The organism is Actinopolyspora mortivallis DSM 44261 (assembly GCF_000384035.1).
Taxonomy (GTDB): Bacteria; Actinomycetota; Actinomycetes; order Mycobacteriales; family Pseudonocardiaceae; genus Actinopolyspora; species Actinopolyspora mortivallis.
Window position 1 is genome coordinate 1,429,577 of record NZ_KB913024.1, and the last position, 14,990, is coordinate 1,444,566.

8 protein-coding genes and 2 pseudogenes are annotated in these 14,990 nt (G+C 66.5%); 4 read left to right on the forward strand and 6 right to left on the reverse strand.

Features of this window, described 5'->3' with window-relative positions; translation table 11 throughout:
- Positions 1-99: 99 nt before the first annotated feature.
- Positions 100-903 (forward strand): SAM-dependent methyltransferase, encoded by an 804-nt coding sequence (locus ACTMO_RS0106900; protein ID WP_019853941.1) that lies wholly within the window; start codon positions 100-102, stop codon positions 901-903.
- Between the two features lie 19 nt (positions 904-922).
- Here ACTMO_RS0106900 and ACTMO_RS0106905 read toward each other — a convergent pair whose 3' ends face one another.
- The 4 genes from ACTMO_RS0106905 to ACTMO_RS20575 form a co-directional block, all read right to left on the reverse strand.
- Positions 923-1,192, reverse strand: coding sequence for a hypothetical protein (locus ACTMO_RS0106905; RefSeq protein ID WP_157062823.1), 270 nt, complete (start codon positions 1,190-1,192; stop codon positions 923-925).
- Positions 1,193-1,582: 390 nt separating this feature from the next.
- Positions 1,583-6,925, reverse strand: a complete 5,343-nt coding sequence (locus tag ACTMO_RS0106910; RefSeq protein ID WP_245556061.1) for an AAA domain-containing protein — start codon at positions 6,923-6,925, stop codon at positions 1,583-1,585.
- A 242-nt stretch (positions 6,926-7,167) separates the two neighbouring features.
- Positions 7,168-7,524 (reverse strand): hypothetical protein, encoded by a 357-nt coding sequence (locus ACTMO_RS0106915; RefSeq protein WP_019853944.1) that lies wholly within the window; start codon positions 7,522-7,524, stop codon positions 7,168-7,170.
- On the reverse strand, positions 7,521-8,747 hold the full coding sequence (locus tag ACTMO_RS20575; protein ID WP_019853945.1) for an AAA family ATPase: 1,227 nt from the start codon (positions 8,745-8,747) through the stop codon (positions 7,521-7,523). The genes ACTMO_RS0106915 and ACTMO_RS20575 overlap by 4 nt, the downstream gene beginning before the upstream one ends.
- A gap of 69 nt (positions 8,748-8,816) precedes the next feature.
- Here ACTMO_RS20575 and ACTMO_RS24045 point away from each other — a divergent pair.
- Positions 8,817-9,461: pseudogene (locus ACTMO_RS24045) on the forward strand (HsdM family class I SAM-dependent methyltransferase); the annotation flags it as partial.
- A 474-nt stretch (positions 9,462-9,935) separates the two neighbouring features.
- Here ACTMO_RS24045 and ACTMO_RS24050 read toward each other — a convergent pair.
- Positions 9,936-10,711 (reverse strand): annotated as a pseudogene (locus ACTMO_RS24050) (IS5 family transposase); the annotation flags it as partial.
- Between the two features lie 358 nt (positions 10,712-11,069).
- On the opposite strand from ACTMO_RS24050, the gene ACTMO_RS0106930 reads away from it, so the two are divergent.
- A complete protein-coding gene (locus tag ACTMO_RS0106930) occupies positions 11,070-12,962 on the forward strand; it encodes a DUF2075 domain-containing protein (RefSeq protein ID WP_026448954.1) in 1,893 nt (630 codons plus the stop codon).
- A gap of 286 nt (positions 12,963-13,248) precedes the next feature.
- Here ACTMO_RS0106930 and ACTMO_RS23245 read toward each other — a convergent pair whose 3' ends face one another.
- Positions 13,249-13,542, reverse strand: a complete 294-nt coding sequence (locus ACTMO_RS23245) for a hypothetical protein (protein ID WP_169509049.1) — start codon at positions 13,540-13,542, stop codon at positions 13,249-13,251.
- Between the two features lie 395 nt (positions 13,543-13,937).
- Here ACTMO_RS23245 and ACTMO_RS0106940 point away from each other — a divergent pair, with 395 nt between their 5' ends.
- Positions 13,938-14,879: an HsdR family type I site-specific deoxyribonuclease gene (locus ACTMO_RS0106940; protein ID WP_019853951.1), complete on the forward strand. Its 942-nt coding sequence runs from the start codon at positions 13,938-13,940 to the stop codon at positions 14,877-14,879.
- The last annotated feature ends 111 nt before the right edge of the window (positions 14,880-14,990 follow it).

A 14,990-nucleotide genomic window follows, 5' to 3' on the forward strand; every position in this document is an offset into this window, starting at 1 on the left:
CTCGCCCCGCTTCCGGAGTTCCGCCGTTCTTCGCGGCGCGTGTCCGGATGTGTAGGCTTCCGCCTTGGTAGGCGATCCCGGCCGTGGAGAGTGGATGGCATGTCGATCGGGGAACCGGCGTGGAGCGAGGGCCTCGACGTCACGAGACCGAACGCGGCACGGATGTATGACTACTACCTCGGCGGGTCGCACAACTTCGCCGCTGACCGGAGCGCGGCCGAGCGGGCGGTGTCGATCACGCCGGCCATGATCCCGGGTGCGCGGGCCAACCGGGCCTTCCTGCAGCGTGCGGTCCGCTTCTGCCTGGATCAGGGGGTTCGCCAGTTCCTGGACCTGGGATCCGGCATTCCGACGGTGGGGCACGTGCACGAGATCGCCCAGGCGCGGGACTCCTCGGCACGGGTGGCCTACGTCGACAACGAGCCCGTGGCCGTGGCGCACACCCGACAGCTCCTCGAAGGCGTCACGGGGGCCACGATCAACCCGGCGGACCTGCGCAGGCCCGAGGAGGTGCTGGCCGAACCGGGGGTCACCGGGCTGCTCGACTTCGATGAGCCGATAGCGGTGCTCATGGCCGCCGTGCTGCACTTCGTCGGTGACGAGGAGCGGCCCGCCGAGATCGTCGATTCCTATCGCCGGGCCGTGGCGCCGGGCAGTTTCCTGGTGGTCTCGCACATCACCGACCATTACGACGAGCCCGACCGTGTCGAGGAGATCTCGCGGTTGTACCGCGACACCAGCCACAAGGCCAGACACCGCTCGGTGGAGGAGTTCGCCGCGCTGCTGGGAGATCTGGAACTGGTGGAGCCGGGGCTGGTGCACGCCGTGGATTGGCATCCGGAGCCCGGCGAGGTGTCGGAACTGGCCCGCAACGCGTTCTGGGTCGCGGTCGGCAGGTGCTGAGCCTTCCCGTCCTCCCGCTTCAGTCGCTGGTCCGCTCGGCTTCCCGCCGCAGGGCGCTCTGCTGGATCGACCGCCAGCTGTATGTCTGGATTCCGAATACCAGGGTGCAGGACAGCCATGACAGCAGGAACTGCGGCGAGCCGATTCGTCCGGTCACGTAGGGCGTGGCGAGGTAGAGCACCACGACGGCTCCGCTCAGTGCGCACAGGACGACGCAGGCGACCATGATCCGCCGTGCTGTCCTGCTCGACACCTTCAACCACGGGTCGGGTGGGACATAGCGCCGCATGGTCTCAAGGTAGCCAGGCACCGGCACACTCCACGGCGGGGTTCATCGGACGTTGCGGGACCGTGATTCGGGTGTCGTCTCGTCCGGTTCGGGAAGGTGCTCGGGCAGCACGATGCTCGTGTGTACAGTGCCGCGCTCGCCGGGCCGGGGGAGCCGTAAGCCACGCCCGGCCGCCGGCTCACGGCCCGCGGCCGCCGAACTCCGGTATCCGGTGTCGGGGCCGTCCACCGCTCGGCCGGTGCCTGCTCCCGAGGCCTCGGCCGAGCGGTGTCCGACCGGTACTCGCGGCCCATCCAGCGACCACGTCGAGTCCACTCGACCGACAGTGTGGTGGTGCCCCCGTGCGGCACGTCCACCATCAGTCATGACCTGCCTGGTGCGGTGGTGAGGTCAGGCGTGCTCCCCGTCCACGAGCGGTGTGATGGCACGCAGCCGCTGCTCCGCCTTGGCGCTGAGCTGTCGCCAGCCGAACCGGCGCACCACCGCCCGGAACAGTCCTTTCTCGTCCCGCTGGCCGTGCAGCAGGGCCTGTTCCGCGAGCACGGTCGCCAGCTCGTGGGGTGGGATCTCGTCGATGGTGCGTGGCCCGGCGGTGCGGACCCGCGCCTTCGGCTGTTCGGGCAGCCGGAAGGTGCGGTGGGCGATCCGCTTGTCTCCCAGCGGGTTGTCCTCCACCAGCATCTCCTGGCGCACAGCCGCGGAGATGCCCTCGTTGAGGGTTTTGGAGATCTCCCCGGTGCGCCGTCCACCGTAGGCACGGGCGTAGAGCTTGGACAGCCGGTCCCCGAGTATCGGCCCCTCGGTGGCCACGATTTCCGTCAGTCCCTCGGCGAGCTGCTCGCGCATGAGGTTCTGCGGATGTGGCAGCGTGCCGCTGTACTCCACGTACTCCTCGTGCTCGGAAACCGACTTCTCCCCGCTCGGACCGGATGCCTCGGCGGATTTCCCGGCGTCCCCCTCGGCGGGCTCGGAGTCGTCATCGCCCGACTCGGGTTCCGAATCCCCGATCACTGCCTCGTGCTCGGTGGCCGCGATCTCGTCCTCGACCCGCGCCGAGACCGGTTCGCTCGGTTCCGTGGTCCCTACCTCCGTGGGGTCGACCGCTGTCGCCGTGGCCGACTCGACGACGGTCGGTTCCGTGCTCGCCGGCTCCGCGACTTCCGGTTCGGCTCCCCGTGGGTGGATTCCCTGCGCTCTCAGGGCCTTCCACAGCGAGTCGAGTTCCTGTGCCTGGTTCACGTAGAACGCAGACTCCCGGATGCGGTGGAACGTCCAGCCGCAGCGTTCCAGCTCGCGCTGTCGTGCCAGGTCGCGTTCGTAGGCTTCCGGACCGTGCCACGCGTCGCCGTCGCACTCCACCGCCAACCGAGTCTTGTTGCCGATCACCACCAGGTCGATCCTGTAGGGCTCCACGGAGTACTGTGGGATGACCGAGTAGCCACGCTCGACCAGCCGGTTGAACACCCGCTGCTCGAACAGCGAGTCGAACCTGGTGTCGCGGTGTTCCTCGGAGACCGTGCCCACCAGCTCGTCCGAGTCGGTCCGGGCGGCGCCGTCGATCATGCTGTAGCAGTGCTCCAGGAGCTGGTAGCGCATGTCCTCCTGGTTGTGCAACTCGGACAGGCTCACCGAGTGGAACAGCCAGACCTGGTCCCTGGCCCGGGAGACCGCCACGTTGTAGCGCTGCACGTGGTGCAGTGTGGTCAGCGGGCTGATCCGCTTGCCCTCCCTGCTCGCCTCCACCATGGACAGGAAGATCACGTCGCGTTCGGCGCCCTGGAAATCGGGTGGGGTGCCGCACCGCAGCTGACGTCGCTCGATCTCCTGCGGTGAGAGCCGTTCCAACACCTTCTGTTTGATCAGCTGGGCCTGCCGCGCGTCCCCGAGCAGTGAGATGACCCCGAAGGTCTTTCCGTGGTAGCGCGGATCGGCCGCGCAGCGCACGATCTCCTCGACCAGCGCCTCGGCCTCGGGTTCGTTCAGCTCGCCCTTCCGGTGGCCTTCGGTGACGTGGCGGGCCCGGAACGGTTCGAGCCGGTCGGCGTCGTACTGGCGCACCGGGCTCAGCCTGATGTTGTCCGGCCGGTAGGCGATGCGGTTGGAGAACTCGATGATCTCCGGCACGCACCGCCGGTGTTCGGTCAGCGTGATCTGCCCGCCGTAGCGCATCTTGGCGTCGTCGAACAGGCTGTGCAGCGGGTCCTGCCAGGCGTTGCGGTAACGGTCGTCGGCGATGTACTGCCCGGCCAGTGTGCGCAGATCCTCCTGGTCCAGACCCACACCCATCGGCGAGACCTGCTTGTCGTCGCCGATGACGACCATCTTCGGTGCCATGTACTGCAGGAACACCGCCTCCAGCCCGGCCTGCGAGGCCTCGTCCACCACGACCACGTCGAACATGTCCGGCTGGATCCGGAACTGTTCGGCGATCCGGTAGATCGGCATGATCCACACCGGCACGGACGGCCTGCAGCGCATCATGGCCTCGCGGATCTCCGAACGTCGCCGTTCGGCGTGCGTACCGGTGCCCTTGCCCAGTCGGCGGACCAGGTTGGAGTAGTTGCGCAGATCGGCCCGCGCGCTGCCCCCGAGTCGTTCCGGGGCGACCGCGTGGCTCCACGCCCGCGTGGCGTAGAGCCGCTCGCTCTGCTGCCGGATCTCGTTCTCCAGCTTGTTGATCCGGGCCCGCAGTTCGTTCTCGTCGACCGTGTGCTGTCGCAGCAGCCAGTCCCGCACGGCCAGCCACCGCCAGGCCGCTTCGAAGTCCGCCAGCCGCTCGGCCCAGAGTTCCGCCGTGGTGTCGGCGGCCTCGACCTCCGTACGCAGCTGCGGCAGGGCTTCGGTCAGCCGCTGTTCCAGCTCGTCGCGCCGCCGGAGGCGCCGTCGGATCTCCAACAGGTGCAGCAGCCTGCGGTGGTGTGCGGCGTAGTCGTCGATGTCGCGTGCGCGCACGGCCTCCAACAGCGCGTGGACGCACTCACCGGTGTTGGACCAGCGTGTCTCGCCCACCAGCTTGTGCTCGAGTTCCCGCAGCGGTGCGCTCGCCGCCGTCGTGGCCTCCACGGCCGCCGCGGCGTCGACCAGCGTGGCGTAGCACCGCACGGCTGCGAGGTCGTTCCAGTCGGGTTTCGGCAGCCCCTTCCGGGCCAGGCGCTGTTCCTCGGTGGCCAGTTCCTCGCCGAGACGCAGTACCCGTTTCAGCTGGTTGGCTTGGGCGAGGTGCCAGTCCAGCCGTTCGCGGAACGTGTCCTCGGCGGTGACCGTCATGTCCTCGGGCCATACCTTGTCCAGCGCGGTCAGCGCCCGGTAGGACTCGGTCCAGTGCAGGAACGCCCGCAGTTGTTCGACCGTGGTGGGGCAGCTGCCGTTGACCCGAACCTGTCGGAAGAGCGGTTCGGCGTGTTTGATCCACTTGGCGGTGAACAGGCCCAGCTTCGGGGTGCCGTCGGAGCGGGTTTTGATCCTGCCGCCGTCGTTCAACCGCTGGAGTACCTCCTCGGCGAGGTTGACCAGTGCGGAGGCGGCACCGTCGACCCGCACCTCAACCAGCGGGTCCAGTTGTTTCAGCGCGGTCTCGCAGCGTTCGGTGAGTTCGTCGATCCGACTCACGCGGGAACGCCAGATCTCACTACGGCCCGCCAGCACGTCGTGCAGGGCGGTGTTCAGCCACTCCCGCGAACCGCCCGCGAGTTCCTCGACGGTGTCGGCCAGATCCCGCAGCCGCTGTCGCAGCGATTCCCGCGTCGCCTGGTCCAGCGCGCTCACCGCGTCGAACGCGGCGTGTTTCTTGAGTTCGTCGTGCCGTCGTTCCTCCTCGCGCGCCTGGGACTCGGCGGCGACCAGGTCGGCGAACTTCTCGGGTGCGACGATCTCGGCGGGGTCGACCAGTCGTTTCCGTGCCCACGGTTCCTCAGCCGAGCTCTCCCGGTCGTACAGTGCGGCGCGCCACTCGTTGATCTCGGCGTTGTCCAGCGGCGGTGCGCTGTCGGCCGACACCGAGGCGAACTCGGCCAGCCACTCGTAGCGTTCCGCGTCGGCGGCGTGCTGCTGGGCGATCCTCGACAGCGTGCCCCGGTAGCCACCCACGGAGTGTTCCCTGGTCTCGTGCTGTCTGGCCTCGACCAGCTCGTGGTGCAGTCTGGCGCGTTCCCGCCGCGCCTCCTCGATCCGGTTCGAGCACTCCGTGATGACCTCGGTGGCGCGCTTTTCGTCGTACTCCTCGGTGTTGTCGGCGATCGTGTCCACGGCCACCCGCAGGTCCGACATCTCCTGGCGCGAGTTTCCCACCACCGCCACCGACAGCGGTTTGATCTCCTCCGGGAGCTTGTCGCGGACCTCATGCAGGGCACGGTCGGTGTGCGCGGTGACCAGCACGCGCTTGCCCTGGGCGAGCAGGTGCGCCAGCAGCGCGGCCGTCGTGTGGGTCTTGCCGGTGCCGGGTGGGCCCTGCACCAGGGTCTGCGGTTTCGCGTCGACCTGTCGTATGACCCGCAGCTGTTTCTCGTTGACCGGCAGTGGGAGGAAGGTCTCCTCGTCGGTGTTCTCCCGCCTGTCGGTGGAGCCGGGGCTCTCGGAGCCGACGGGCCGCTGGTCGGGGTCGACCAGGGGACGCACTCCCGAGGGGACGACGCCGCTCTCGGCGAGCTGCGCGGCGATCGACTCGAAGATCCGCACGATCCCACGCCGCGAGCGTTTCCGGGTGATGATCGCGGGAGCGAAGGTGGCGACGGGATGGGACTGGGCCCGCGCGGGCTCGTCCTCGTCCCGGTACTGGCCGTCGGCGTCGAGGGTGTGCACGAACCGGCGGATCACTCCGGCCAGCTGTTCCCGGTCGAGCGGATGTGCCTCCAGCGTGGCGGCCTCGGCGGCCAGCTCGGTGAGTTTTTCGGTGTCGGTGAGCAGCTCGGGGGCGAGCATGTCCCGTTCGAGGGTGAACTCCTCCGCGCCCTCCTCGGAACGAACGACGGTGAGTGTGCCGGAGTCGTCGTCGAAGTGGACACCGGCGGCGGTGGTCAGCAGGTGCCGTTTGATCCGGGTCCGGCTGTCGGGCTGCCAGCTCAGGCAGCCGATTCCCAGCACCAGTTCCAGCGACTCCGGGTTGTCGCCGATCTCGGTGTAGACGCCGAACAACTCGTTGTAGAGGTCCCGCACGGGTCGGTCGGCCAGTTCCCGTTCGGCCCAGGAGCTCCAGTCGGCGAGCCAGTCCTCGTGGTCCTCGTCGATCTCCGGGTGGTCCTCGCGTCGCAGCCGTTCCGCGCCGCGTTCCTCGCTGCCGCGTTCGGTCCTCGGTGCGGCGGCGGCCGGAACCGTGTCACGCGGTCGGGGCGTTTCCGTCGGGTCGTCGATCGGGCCGCCGAGCCATTCGGCCAGCCGCGCCGACGGTTGGGGCGGGTCCTGCTTGGGCAGTCGTTCGACGCTGAGCACGTGCTCGCTCTCGGCGGGGTCGCTGTCGCGGCCCGCGAGCGAGACGGCCGGATGCTCGGGGATCTCACTCGTCCAACGAACCGACTGGTACTTCTCCACGGTGTGGATCGGGGTGGTGCGCAGTCGTTGCGCCTCGCCGAGGAACTGGAACAGCCGTCGCGCTCGGTCGGCCAGCGGGTCGTTTTCCCGGGCCCGCTGCTGCGTTTCTTCGGTAGTCGGGTCCGCGGTGCCCGGGTTCTCGATGTCCGCGGCTTCGGCGTCCGGTTGGTCGGGGGAGTACGCTCCCACTTGCTCCCTGTCGATTGTCAAAGTTGTTCTCCTCGCGGGGATCGCGTTGTCGAAAAGGGAGGGCGACGTCCTGTCGCGCGGATGCGTCGTCGACGTTCGGGACGACGGTGTTCTCGAACGGGGAGTCGTCGATTTCCGGGGTGATCGTGTTCCGCCGCTGTTCTAGCACCTGTCGTTCGGGTTCCGGCAGGGCAGGTGGGTTGTCGGTGTTCCGGGAAGGACGGTGTCTCGGGTGGCTGAACGGGAGGGGCGGCCGTCGTCGTTCAGATGTGGTCACCGGCGCGTTCGACCAGCCCGATCAGCTCGCGCACCTCGGACTCCTGCGGGGCCAGTTCGAAGGCGTGCCGGTGGCAGGCCCGGCTGAGTCCGTACCAGGCACGTTCCAGCAGGACTCCCGTTCCGTCGTCGAGCACGCGGACAGCGATGATCAACAGGGCTCGGTTGTTCGCTCCGCTCACGCTGCCGTAGCGTCGCTCGCACGCTGTCCGGAGGAGCGTTTCCGCCGCTCGCCTGGCGAGCAGCGCGGCCATGCGGGGTGCCGACCACCCGGTGACCTCCCGCTTGTGGTCGAGCAGTTCCCTGGCCCTGTCGAGCAGGTCATCCGGAGTCGGGGTGTTCATCGTGGCTCCCGCAGCAGGTCGTCGACCGTGGTCTGGACGCTTCTCACGGCTTCGTCGGCCGAACACCTCAGTCCCTCGTGCGCGCCCTGGGAGCAGATTCCCAGTGTGCGCCGCCGCCGTGGGTGTCCCTCCAGCCAGAAACCGAGGTCCACACCCGCCTCGCCGCACAGCGCGAGCCCTATCCGGTCGCTGGTGCGGCTGTTCTCGTTCCAGAGTCGTTCCGCCTTGTCGCGGTCCTGGCCGTTGTGGAACCGCTTGGCGCTGTAGACCTCCCAGGCAGCGGCTTCCACCGCCATCCGGCAGAGCTCCGGAAGCACCGCTTCGACCACCTGCGGATCCATGTCGGACTTCGCCACGACCCTGGCCTCGGACACGTGACCGCGCGCGGGGTCGTTCGAGTTCACGACGGTGACCTCGGAGTTCCTGCCGCGTTGTACCTCCAGGATCCGTGCCCGCACGTCGGAACGTCGCGCGGAGTCGGCGAGCCGGTCGTCGTGCGAGAACACGACGACCTGGCGGTGTTCGGCCAGCTCCGCCAGCACCCGCACGAATCCGTCCACCTTGGCCGGGTCCATGGCCTGTACCGGGTCGTCGAGCACCACGAACCGGAACGGGCTCTGCTCCATGGTCGCCCGGGGCAGGAACAACGCCAGCGCGAGCGCGTGCAGCTCGCCCTGGCTCATCACGCCCAGCGCCTGGCTCCGGGCCCCGTCGACGTCGGCGTGCAGCGCCACATTCCGCTGGGGTCCGTTGCCGGTCAGCTCGATCGCCCCGAGGTCCACATTGCTCTGCTGCCGCAGCCGCGACCAGATGTGGCGCGCGTGCTCGGCCAGCGGCCGCAGGTGTTCGTTGCGCAGTCGCTTGGTGTTGTCGCGCAACCATGTGTGGGCGGTGCGCACGTCCCTGAGGTCCTGCGCTGTCGAGCGGACCTCGCGCATCAGTCCGAGCCAGTTCGCCAGTTTCTCTGCGATCGGTGACCAGGCGTCCCGGTACTGTTCCAGGCGAGCCGTCGCCTCCTCGCGGAGTGCCGTGAATGCCGCCACGAGTTCGGGGTGGGTCGCGACCACGTGTTCGGCCAGGTCGCTGTCCCGTTCCGGAGGATTCGCCCAGCGTTCCCGCGCCCGCCGGGCCCGTTCCAGGCTGTCGAGTTCGACGCCCGTCGTCTCCGGAAGAGCGGGGACGCGGGCGATGAGGGACCGCAGTTGTTCGGCGCCGCGCCGCACCGCTTCGTGGGCCTGCCGGGCGGCTTCGGTCCACCGTCGACCTGCATCCGGCCTGCGGGCACCGGCGGGATGCTCTCGGCTGCCGAGGACGTGGTCACCGGCTACAACGCCGACGCGACGGTCACGCTGTTCGGGCAGGAACTCAACCCCGAGTCGTACGCGATCTGCAAGTCCGACCTGCTGATCAAGGGCCAGGAGGCGGACAACATCGCCAACGACAACTCGTTCAGCCACGACCGGCACTACGGCAAGCGGTTCGACTACCTGCTGGCGAACCCGCCGTTCGGGGTGGAGTGGAAGAAGGTCCGCGAGGACGTGGAGCGCGAGGCCGCGCTCGGCCACGCCGGTCGGTTCGGCGCCGGGCTTCCGCGCATCAACGACGGTTCGTTGCTGTTCCTGCAGCACATGATCGCGCACATGAAACCGGTCCACGAGGGTGGTTCGCGGGTGGCGATCGTGTTCAACGGCTCGCCGCTGTTCACCGGGGGCGCCGAGTCGGGTGAGTCCAACATCCGCCGTTGGATCCTGGAGAACGACTGGCTGGAGGGCATCGTCGCGCTGCCGGACCAGTTGTTCTACAACACCGGTATCTCCACCTACTTCTGGATCCTTTCCAACAACAAGGCCGAGCGCGATCGCGGCAAGGTCATCCTGCTGGACGCCCGCGAGTACTGGGCCAAGATGCGCAAGAGCCTCGGCGACAAGCGCAAGTACATCACCGAGGAGCAGATCGCCCAGCTCACCCGGCTGTACAACGAGGCCCAAGCGATCGCGGCCGACGAGAGCCACGAGCTGCACGACAAGGTCAAGATCTTCGACAGGTCCGACTTCGGTTACCAGCGCATCACCGTGGAACGGCCGCTGCGGCAGCGTTTCGAGGTCACCGAGCAGACCCTCGCCGAGGTGGACAATGCCAAACCCGTCGGAAAGTACGACGATCGTGAGGCGTTGTTGGCCGCGCTGCGTGCGCTGGTCGGCCACACCTGGTGGAAGAAGGTCGACTTCGACGCCGCCTTCCGCCAGGCACTGGCCGAGGCCGGGGCCTGCGGCAAACTCCCCACCCCGGTGAACAAGGCCGTGACCAACGCGGTGGCGGTCTCCGACCCCGAGGGTGAGTTGCAGACCGACAGGAAGGGCGCGCCCCTGCCCGATCCGGACCTGCGCGACAACGAGAACGTCCCCCTCGGCGAGGACATCGACGAGGGTGAGAAAGGCGGTGAAGTGGTTGGCTGTGCGTTCGTATCGCGGGTCAGTCGTCGGTATCCGGAGAGCCAGGCCAGTCTGCGTTCGGTGACCCACCGGTGGCGGCCGAACGTGTGGCTGGGTTCGATGCCGATGCGGGCGATGCGTGGAACGATGTTTCGCTGCCGGAGCCAGGTGCGCAGCGCGTTGTCGTCGTAGGCTTTGTCCGCGTGCAGTGTGGCGGGTGTGCCCCGACGCGGTCCCCGCCGGGAACGGACCTTCGGGATCGCGTTGACCAGGGGGTTCATCCCGTTGCTGTCGTGGGTGTTGGCTGCCGAGACCGCTACCGCCGGCGGGAGGCCGCTCTGATCGGTCAGCAGGTGGATTTTGGGACCGGCTTTGCCTCGGTCGACGGGGCTGGGCCCGGTCATCGATCCTCCTTTTTTCGCGCGCACCGTGGCCACGTAAACCACCGCGCGGGCCCACTCGATCTCACTGCGGGCGCTGAGTTCGTCCAGCACCGCGTGGTGCACCTAGCGCCACAATCCGAGCTGGAATCCACTGGTGAAACCGGTGGTGTGTCGTGGGCACCGTGACCGGAGAACGACGGCGGTGGGTCTCGCCAGGCGCATCCGTTGGTCAGGACGGATCCACGATTCGCCGTCAACACCGCCCGATCATCGGTGGGGCGTCCCACCACCCTGCGGACGCTGCGCGAACCCCGGAATCGCTGCCCGGGCCTTGTGTGGTTGCTGGACGTGACTCTTGAGGAATTTCAACAGCGTTTGCGTGCTTTCACGGATAACCTGATTGGTACCGGCTCCACGCTCCGAAGAACCTCGCCAAGGCTTTGACCGGCGAGATGGGGAAGCTTGTCGAGCTTCCCCAATCCCTGGACGAGAAGATGATCTTGAGTGCGGATGGGTGACCGGTCGAGCTGGCCAAAGGCTACGCGCAGAATTCCGTGCAGCTCGTGTGCGACGGCCGTTAAGGCCTCTCTCACCGCACACCCTGGAGTTCTCCGCCACGATCGATCCTTTACCCTTGTGTGGTAAGAGCGCGGCCCGCCGGGCACCGAAGCACCACTTCGTCGCTGCCCCCACCCGCGAGTAAATTACTCGTGTCCAGTGGAGGTTGGAAGTGGCGCTGGTTCGTCGGAGCGCTGGGGAACTGCTCGACGACGCGAAAGCCGACCGGTTACACTTGCTTCTTAACGAGCAGGCCAGGTTTCAGCTCGACTCTCGGGTGGGAATGTCCGAGGTGCGATCCTGGAAACGCAGCCTTCCAGTGCTGTTGGCCGATCTAGCCGATGCCGGGCTCGGTCACGTCGAGGTGCTCCTGGAACACAAGCTTCCGCACAGTTCCCGGCGCGTCGACGCCGTGCTCTGCGGGACACACCCCAAGACCGGAGAACCCAGCTACGTGCTCGTTGAGCTGAAACAGTGGTCCCATGTCGAAGAGGTACTCGGCGATTTGGTCCGCATCTCCGCTTATGGCCCGAACCCTCTTCTGCATCCGGTCGAACAGGTTCGCGGCTACTGCCAGTACCTCGTCGATTCGACCCCTGCCCTCGCCGCACGGCCCGACTCCGTCTACGGCATCACCTACCTGCACAATGCGCGCAACTCTGATGTCTCGACACTGCGCGACCAGGCGCTGGACGAATACGGGCGCCTGTTCACTCTCGATGACCGAGGGAAACTCGTCGAACACCTGCAGGCCAGACTCGATCCCACCGGTGGCAGAGACGCTGCGTGCAATGCAGCCGACGAGTTCCTCGATTTCCACCACGCTCCTTCAAAACCGCTCCTCGACCTCGCGGCCAAAGAAATCCAGGAACGTGAACAATTTGTCCTCCTAGACGAGCAGAAAGTCGCCTTCGAGGCAGTAATGCAGGCCGTCCGTAATGCTCGTGCCGCCAACACTCGCACCGTCGTGGTCGTTCTCGGTGGCCCTGGTTCCGGGAAGAGCGCCATCGCTCTCAACCTGGTCGGCGAACTCGCCCGAAAAGGCCGTGCCGTCCACCACGCCACCGGATCCAGCGCCTTCACCCGCACGCTCCGCAAGATCGCGGGAAGCCGTAATGCCCGCGCACAGGGACTTTTCAAATACTTCAACAACTACGTCGAATCCAATCCCCGCGAACTCGATGCCCTGGTCTGCGACGAAGCGCACCGCATCCGCGAAACCAGCGTCAACCGCTTCACCAAAAAGGAAGTACGCGCATATGCCGGACGTCAGATTAACGAACTGATCGACGTCGCCTCAGTCCCCGTGTTTTTGCTCGACGAACACCAGATCGTGCGTCCGGGAGAAATGGGGTCGCTGGAGGAAATCACCACAGCAGCAAAAACGCAGGGCTGCGCCGTTGAAGTCGTGCGTCTGGAAGGCCAGTTCCGCTGCGGCGGCTCTGTAGCATTCGATACGTGGGTCTCGCGACTTCTCGGACTCGAACAGACCCCCCCAACGGCATGGACTCAACTTGCGTCCTCGGTCGACGACGAATTCGTCGTCACCAGCGCCGCCTCCCCGCAGGAGATGGAAGCATGGCTGCGGACTCAGCAGTCCGAACATGGCGGTACCGCGCGCATCGCAGCCGGCTACTGCTGGCCGTGGAGTGATCCGATCAAAACCGACCATGGCAAGCGCCTCGTCGACGACGTCGTCATCGATGACTGGAAACGTCCCTGGAACGCAAAACCCGATAAACGAGTCCCAGATGCGCCCGAATCCTATTTCTGGGCTTCCGACGAACGCGGATTCGGACAAGTCGGATGCATCTACACAGCGCAGGGATTCGAATACGATTGGGCCGGGGTCATTATTGGCCCCGACCTCGTTCGCCGCGACGGACAATGGGTCGCGCGCCGCGAGTACTCCTATGACCCCGCTGTGCGGAAGGCTGAAGAAATCCACTTCGCCGGACTTATCCGCAACACTTATAAGGTTCTCCTTACCCGTGGAATGAGGGGAGTTTGCGTGTATTCCCCCGACTCCGAGACTCAGGAGTTCCTGGACCACATGGCGCGGTGATCAGAGCGGATGTTTCCATCGGTAGAAGATGAAAACTCCATGCGCTTTATTCACTGTCCGGTACTGCCCGCCCGAGTCGTGGACGTGAAGCTACCGCACAACTTGGGAGATCCTCGCTCGCGTCTTATTCCTTGTTTCCGGCGAGTACTTCGACGATCTCGATGACGGCAGCGACACTCTGGCCGGATACCATTCCGCGCTGCACGGGCCCGATCCTACGGTGACCGGTCATGACTCGTGGAACGAGGAAATCACTGCTCTGGCCGCTACGCTGCGAACCTGGCTCTCAGAGCTGGCGACCAGGGAGCACGGCATCGAGCAGGACCCGCGTGGTCGCATCGCGGTGTGCGTCGCGGACCGGGATGCAGTGAATCAGGTCATGCGCTACCTGAGCGATGAGGCCGTCATTACCTGTGCCGAACTGGCCAAGGAAGATTCCCGCGGAGATGGGCAGATCCACGTCGGAATCATGCACCGCTTCAAGGGAATCGAATACCAGCGGATCGCCATCGTCGGTGACTGCTCCGGAACCATACTTCGGGAATCGGCCCTTGAGAGAATCCGGAAAAGGATGCCGCACCTATCAGCGAGATCTTCGCAAGTCACGCTCGCTCCTGTTTGTCGCCGCCACCCCGTGCCCGCGAGATCCTGATGATCTCGTGGCACGGTCAACCGAGCCCCTTCCTGGTAGGGATGAGGCCCGACAGTTAATTGGTAGCGGAAACTGGATCGCTAGGCTCAGAAAGCTGGAGGTGACCAATGGCGGCACGTGATATAAGGATGTGTGTGTCACGTTACCGCTTTTGCGGTGTAGTACTACAGGGATGGTGCAGACGACCAGCTCGAACGTGGTAGTCACTGCATTATGAAGGAGCAAATGTGTGATTAGTATGCAAATTCTCCCCGCTGAGACTGTGGGTGCCAAGTCCATGTGGCTCGCACCCGAAGTCGGGTGAGTGTTTGGGGAGAGAATGGGTGCCAATCGGGGCAGCCTCGGGACGACTCAAGAGCCAGGACGACATCTTCGTGCTCGACCTGGCCAACGAGGCCGAGAACATCCAGGCCGAGTTCCGCAAGTTCCACGAGCACGCGGTCACCCCGCCCACCGACCCCAACCTGCTGTACACCGCGCAGCATCGGGTGATGCACTACGCGCTGCTCGTGGAGTCGGAGATGCGCAACTTCGTCGAGGCCCACGCCGCCGCGCAGCGGGAGTCCGGCACCGAAGCGCAGTGGCAGCGCGCCCACGCCGACCTCTACCGGTTCACCGAACCCGCCAGGGATCGGTTCGTGCGTTACCAGGAGCAGGAACCCGAGGAGGCCGAGGAGTTCCGGGCCGCGCTGCGGGACTACGTGCGGATGTACGCGTTCCTCTCGCAGGTGATCCCCTACTACGACACCGACCTGGAACAGCTGTACCTGTTCGGCAAACACCTGCTCAACGTGCTGCCGCGCGGCGAGGACGGCTCCGTCGACATCGGAAAGGTCGATCTCACCCACCTGCGGATCAGCAAGACCGGCGAGCACGACGTGCGCGTCGAGCCCGAGGGCGAGCAGGTGCTGCCCGGGTTCAGCGGCGGCGGCTCGGGCGCGGCGGCCGAACCGGAGAAGGTCACGCTGGCCGAGCTGCTGGCCGAGTTCAACGAGCGGCACGGCACCAACCTCGGCGAGCACGACATGATCGCCGACGTACAGCGGGTCATCGCCGACGGGCACGTGCAGGCGGCGGCGCTGAACAACAGCGAGGAGACCTTCGCCGACGTGTTCGACTCCAGGTTCGAGGACAAGGTGATCGAACGCGGCGAGGACAACACCAAGTTCCTGCAGAAGTTCCTGGACGACCAGGAGGTGCGGGACGACTACATCCGGTTGGCGCGCAGGCGGGCCTACGAGATGATTCACCGCGAAGTGGCCTGAAGCGGTGCGGGGGAGCTTTCGCGGGTGGTCGGGTGGATCCCACCAGTGCCCGGGCGCACCAGCAGCGTGCTGGTGCGCCTACGGCAGGCAGCCAGCAGACCGAGCCGCCCG

Excerpts from the sequence above, each read along its gene's own strand:
- ACTMO_RS0106900 (WP_019853941.1), top strand. The coding sequence starts at position 100 with ATGTCGATCGGGGAACCGGCGTGGAGCGAGGGCCTCGACGTCACGAGA.
- ACTMO_RS0106905 (WP_157062823.1), bottom strand. The coding sequence starts at position 1,192 with ATGCGGCGCTATGTCCCACCCGACCCGTGGTTGAAGGTGTCGAGCAGG.
- ACTMO_RS0106915 (WP_019853944.1), bottom strand. The coding sequence starts at position 7,524 with ATGAACACCCCGACTCCGGATGACCTGCTCGACAGGGCCAGGGAACTG.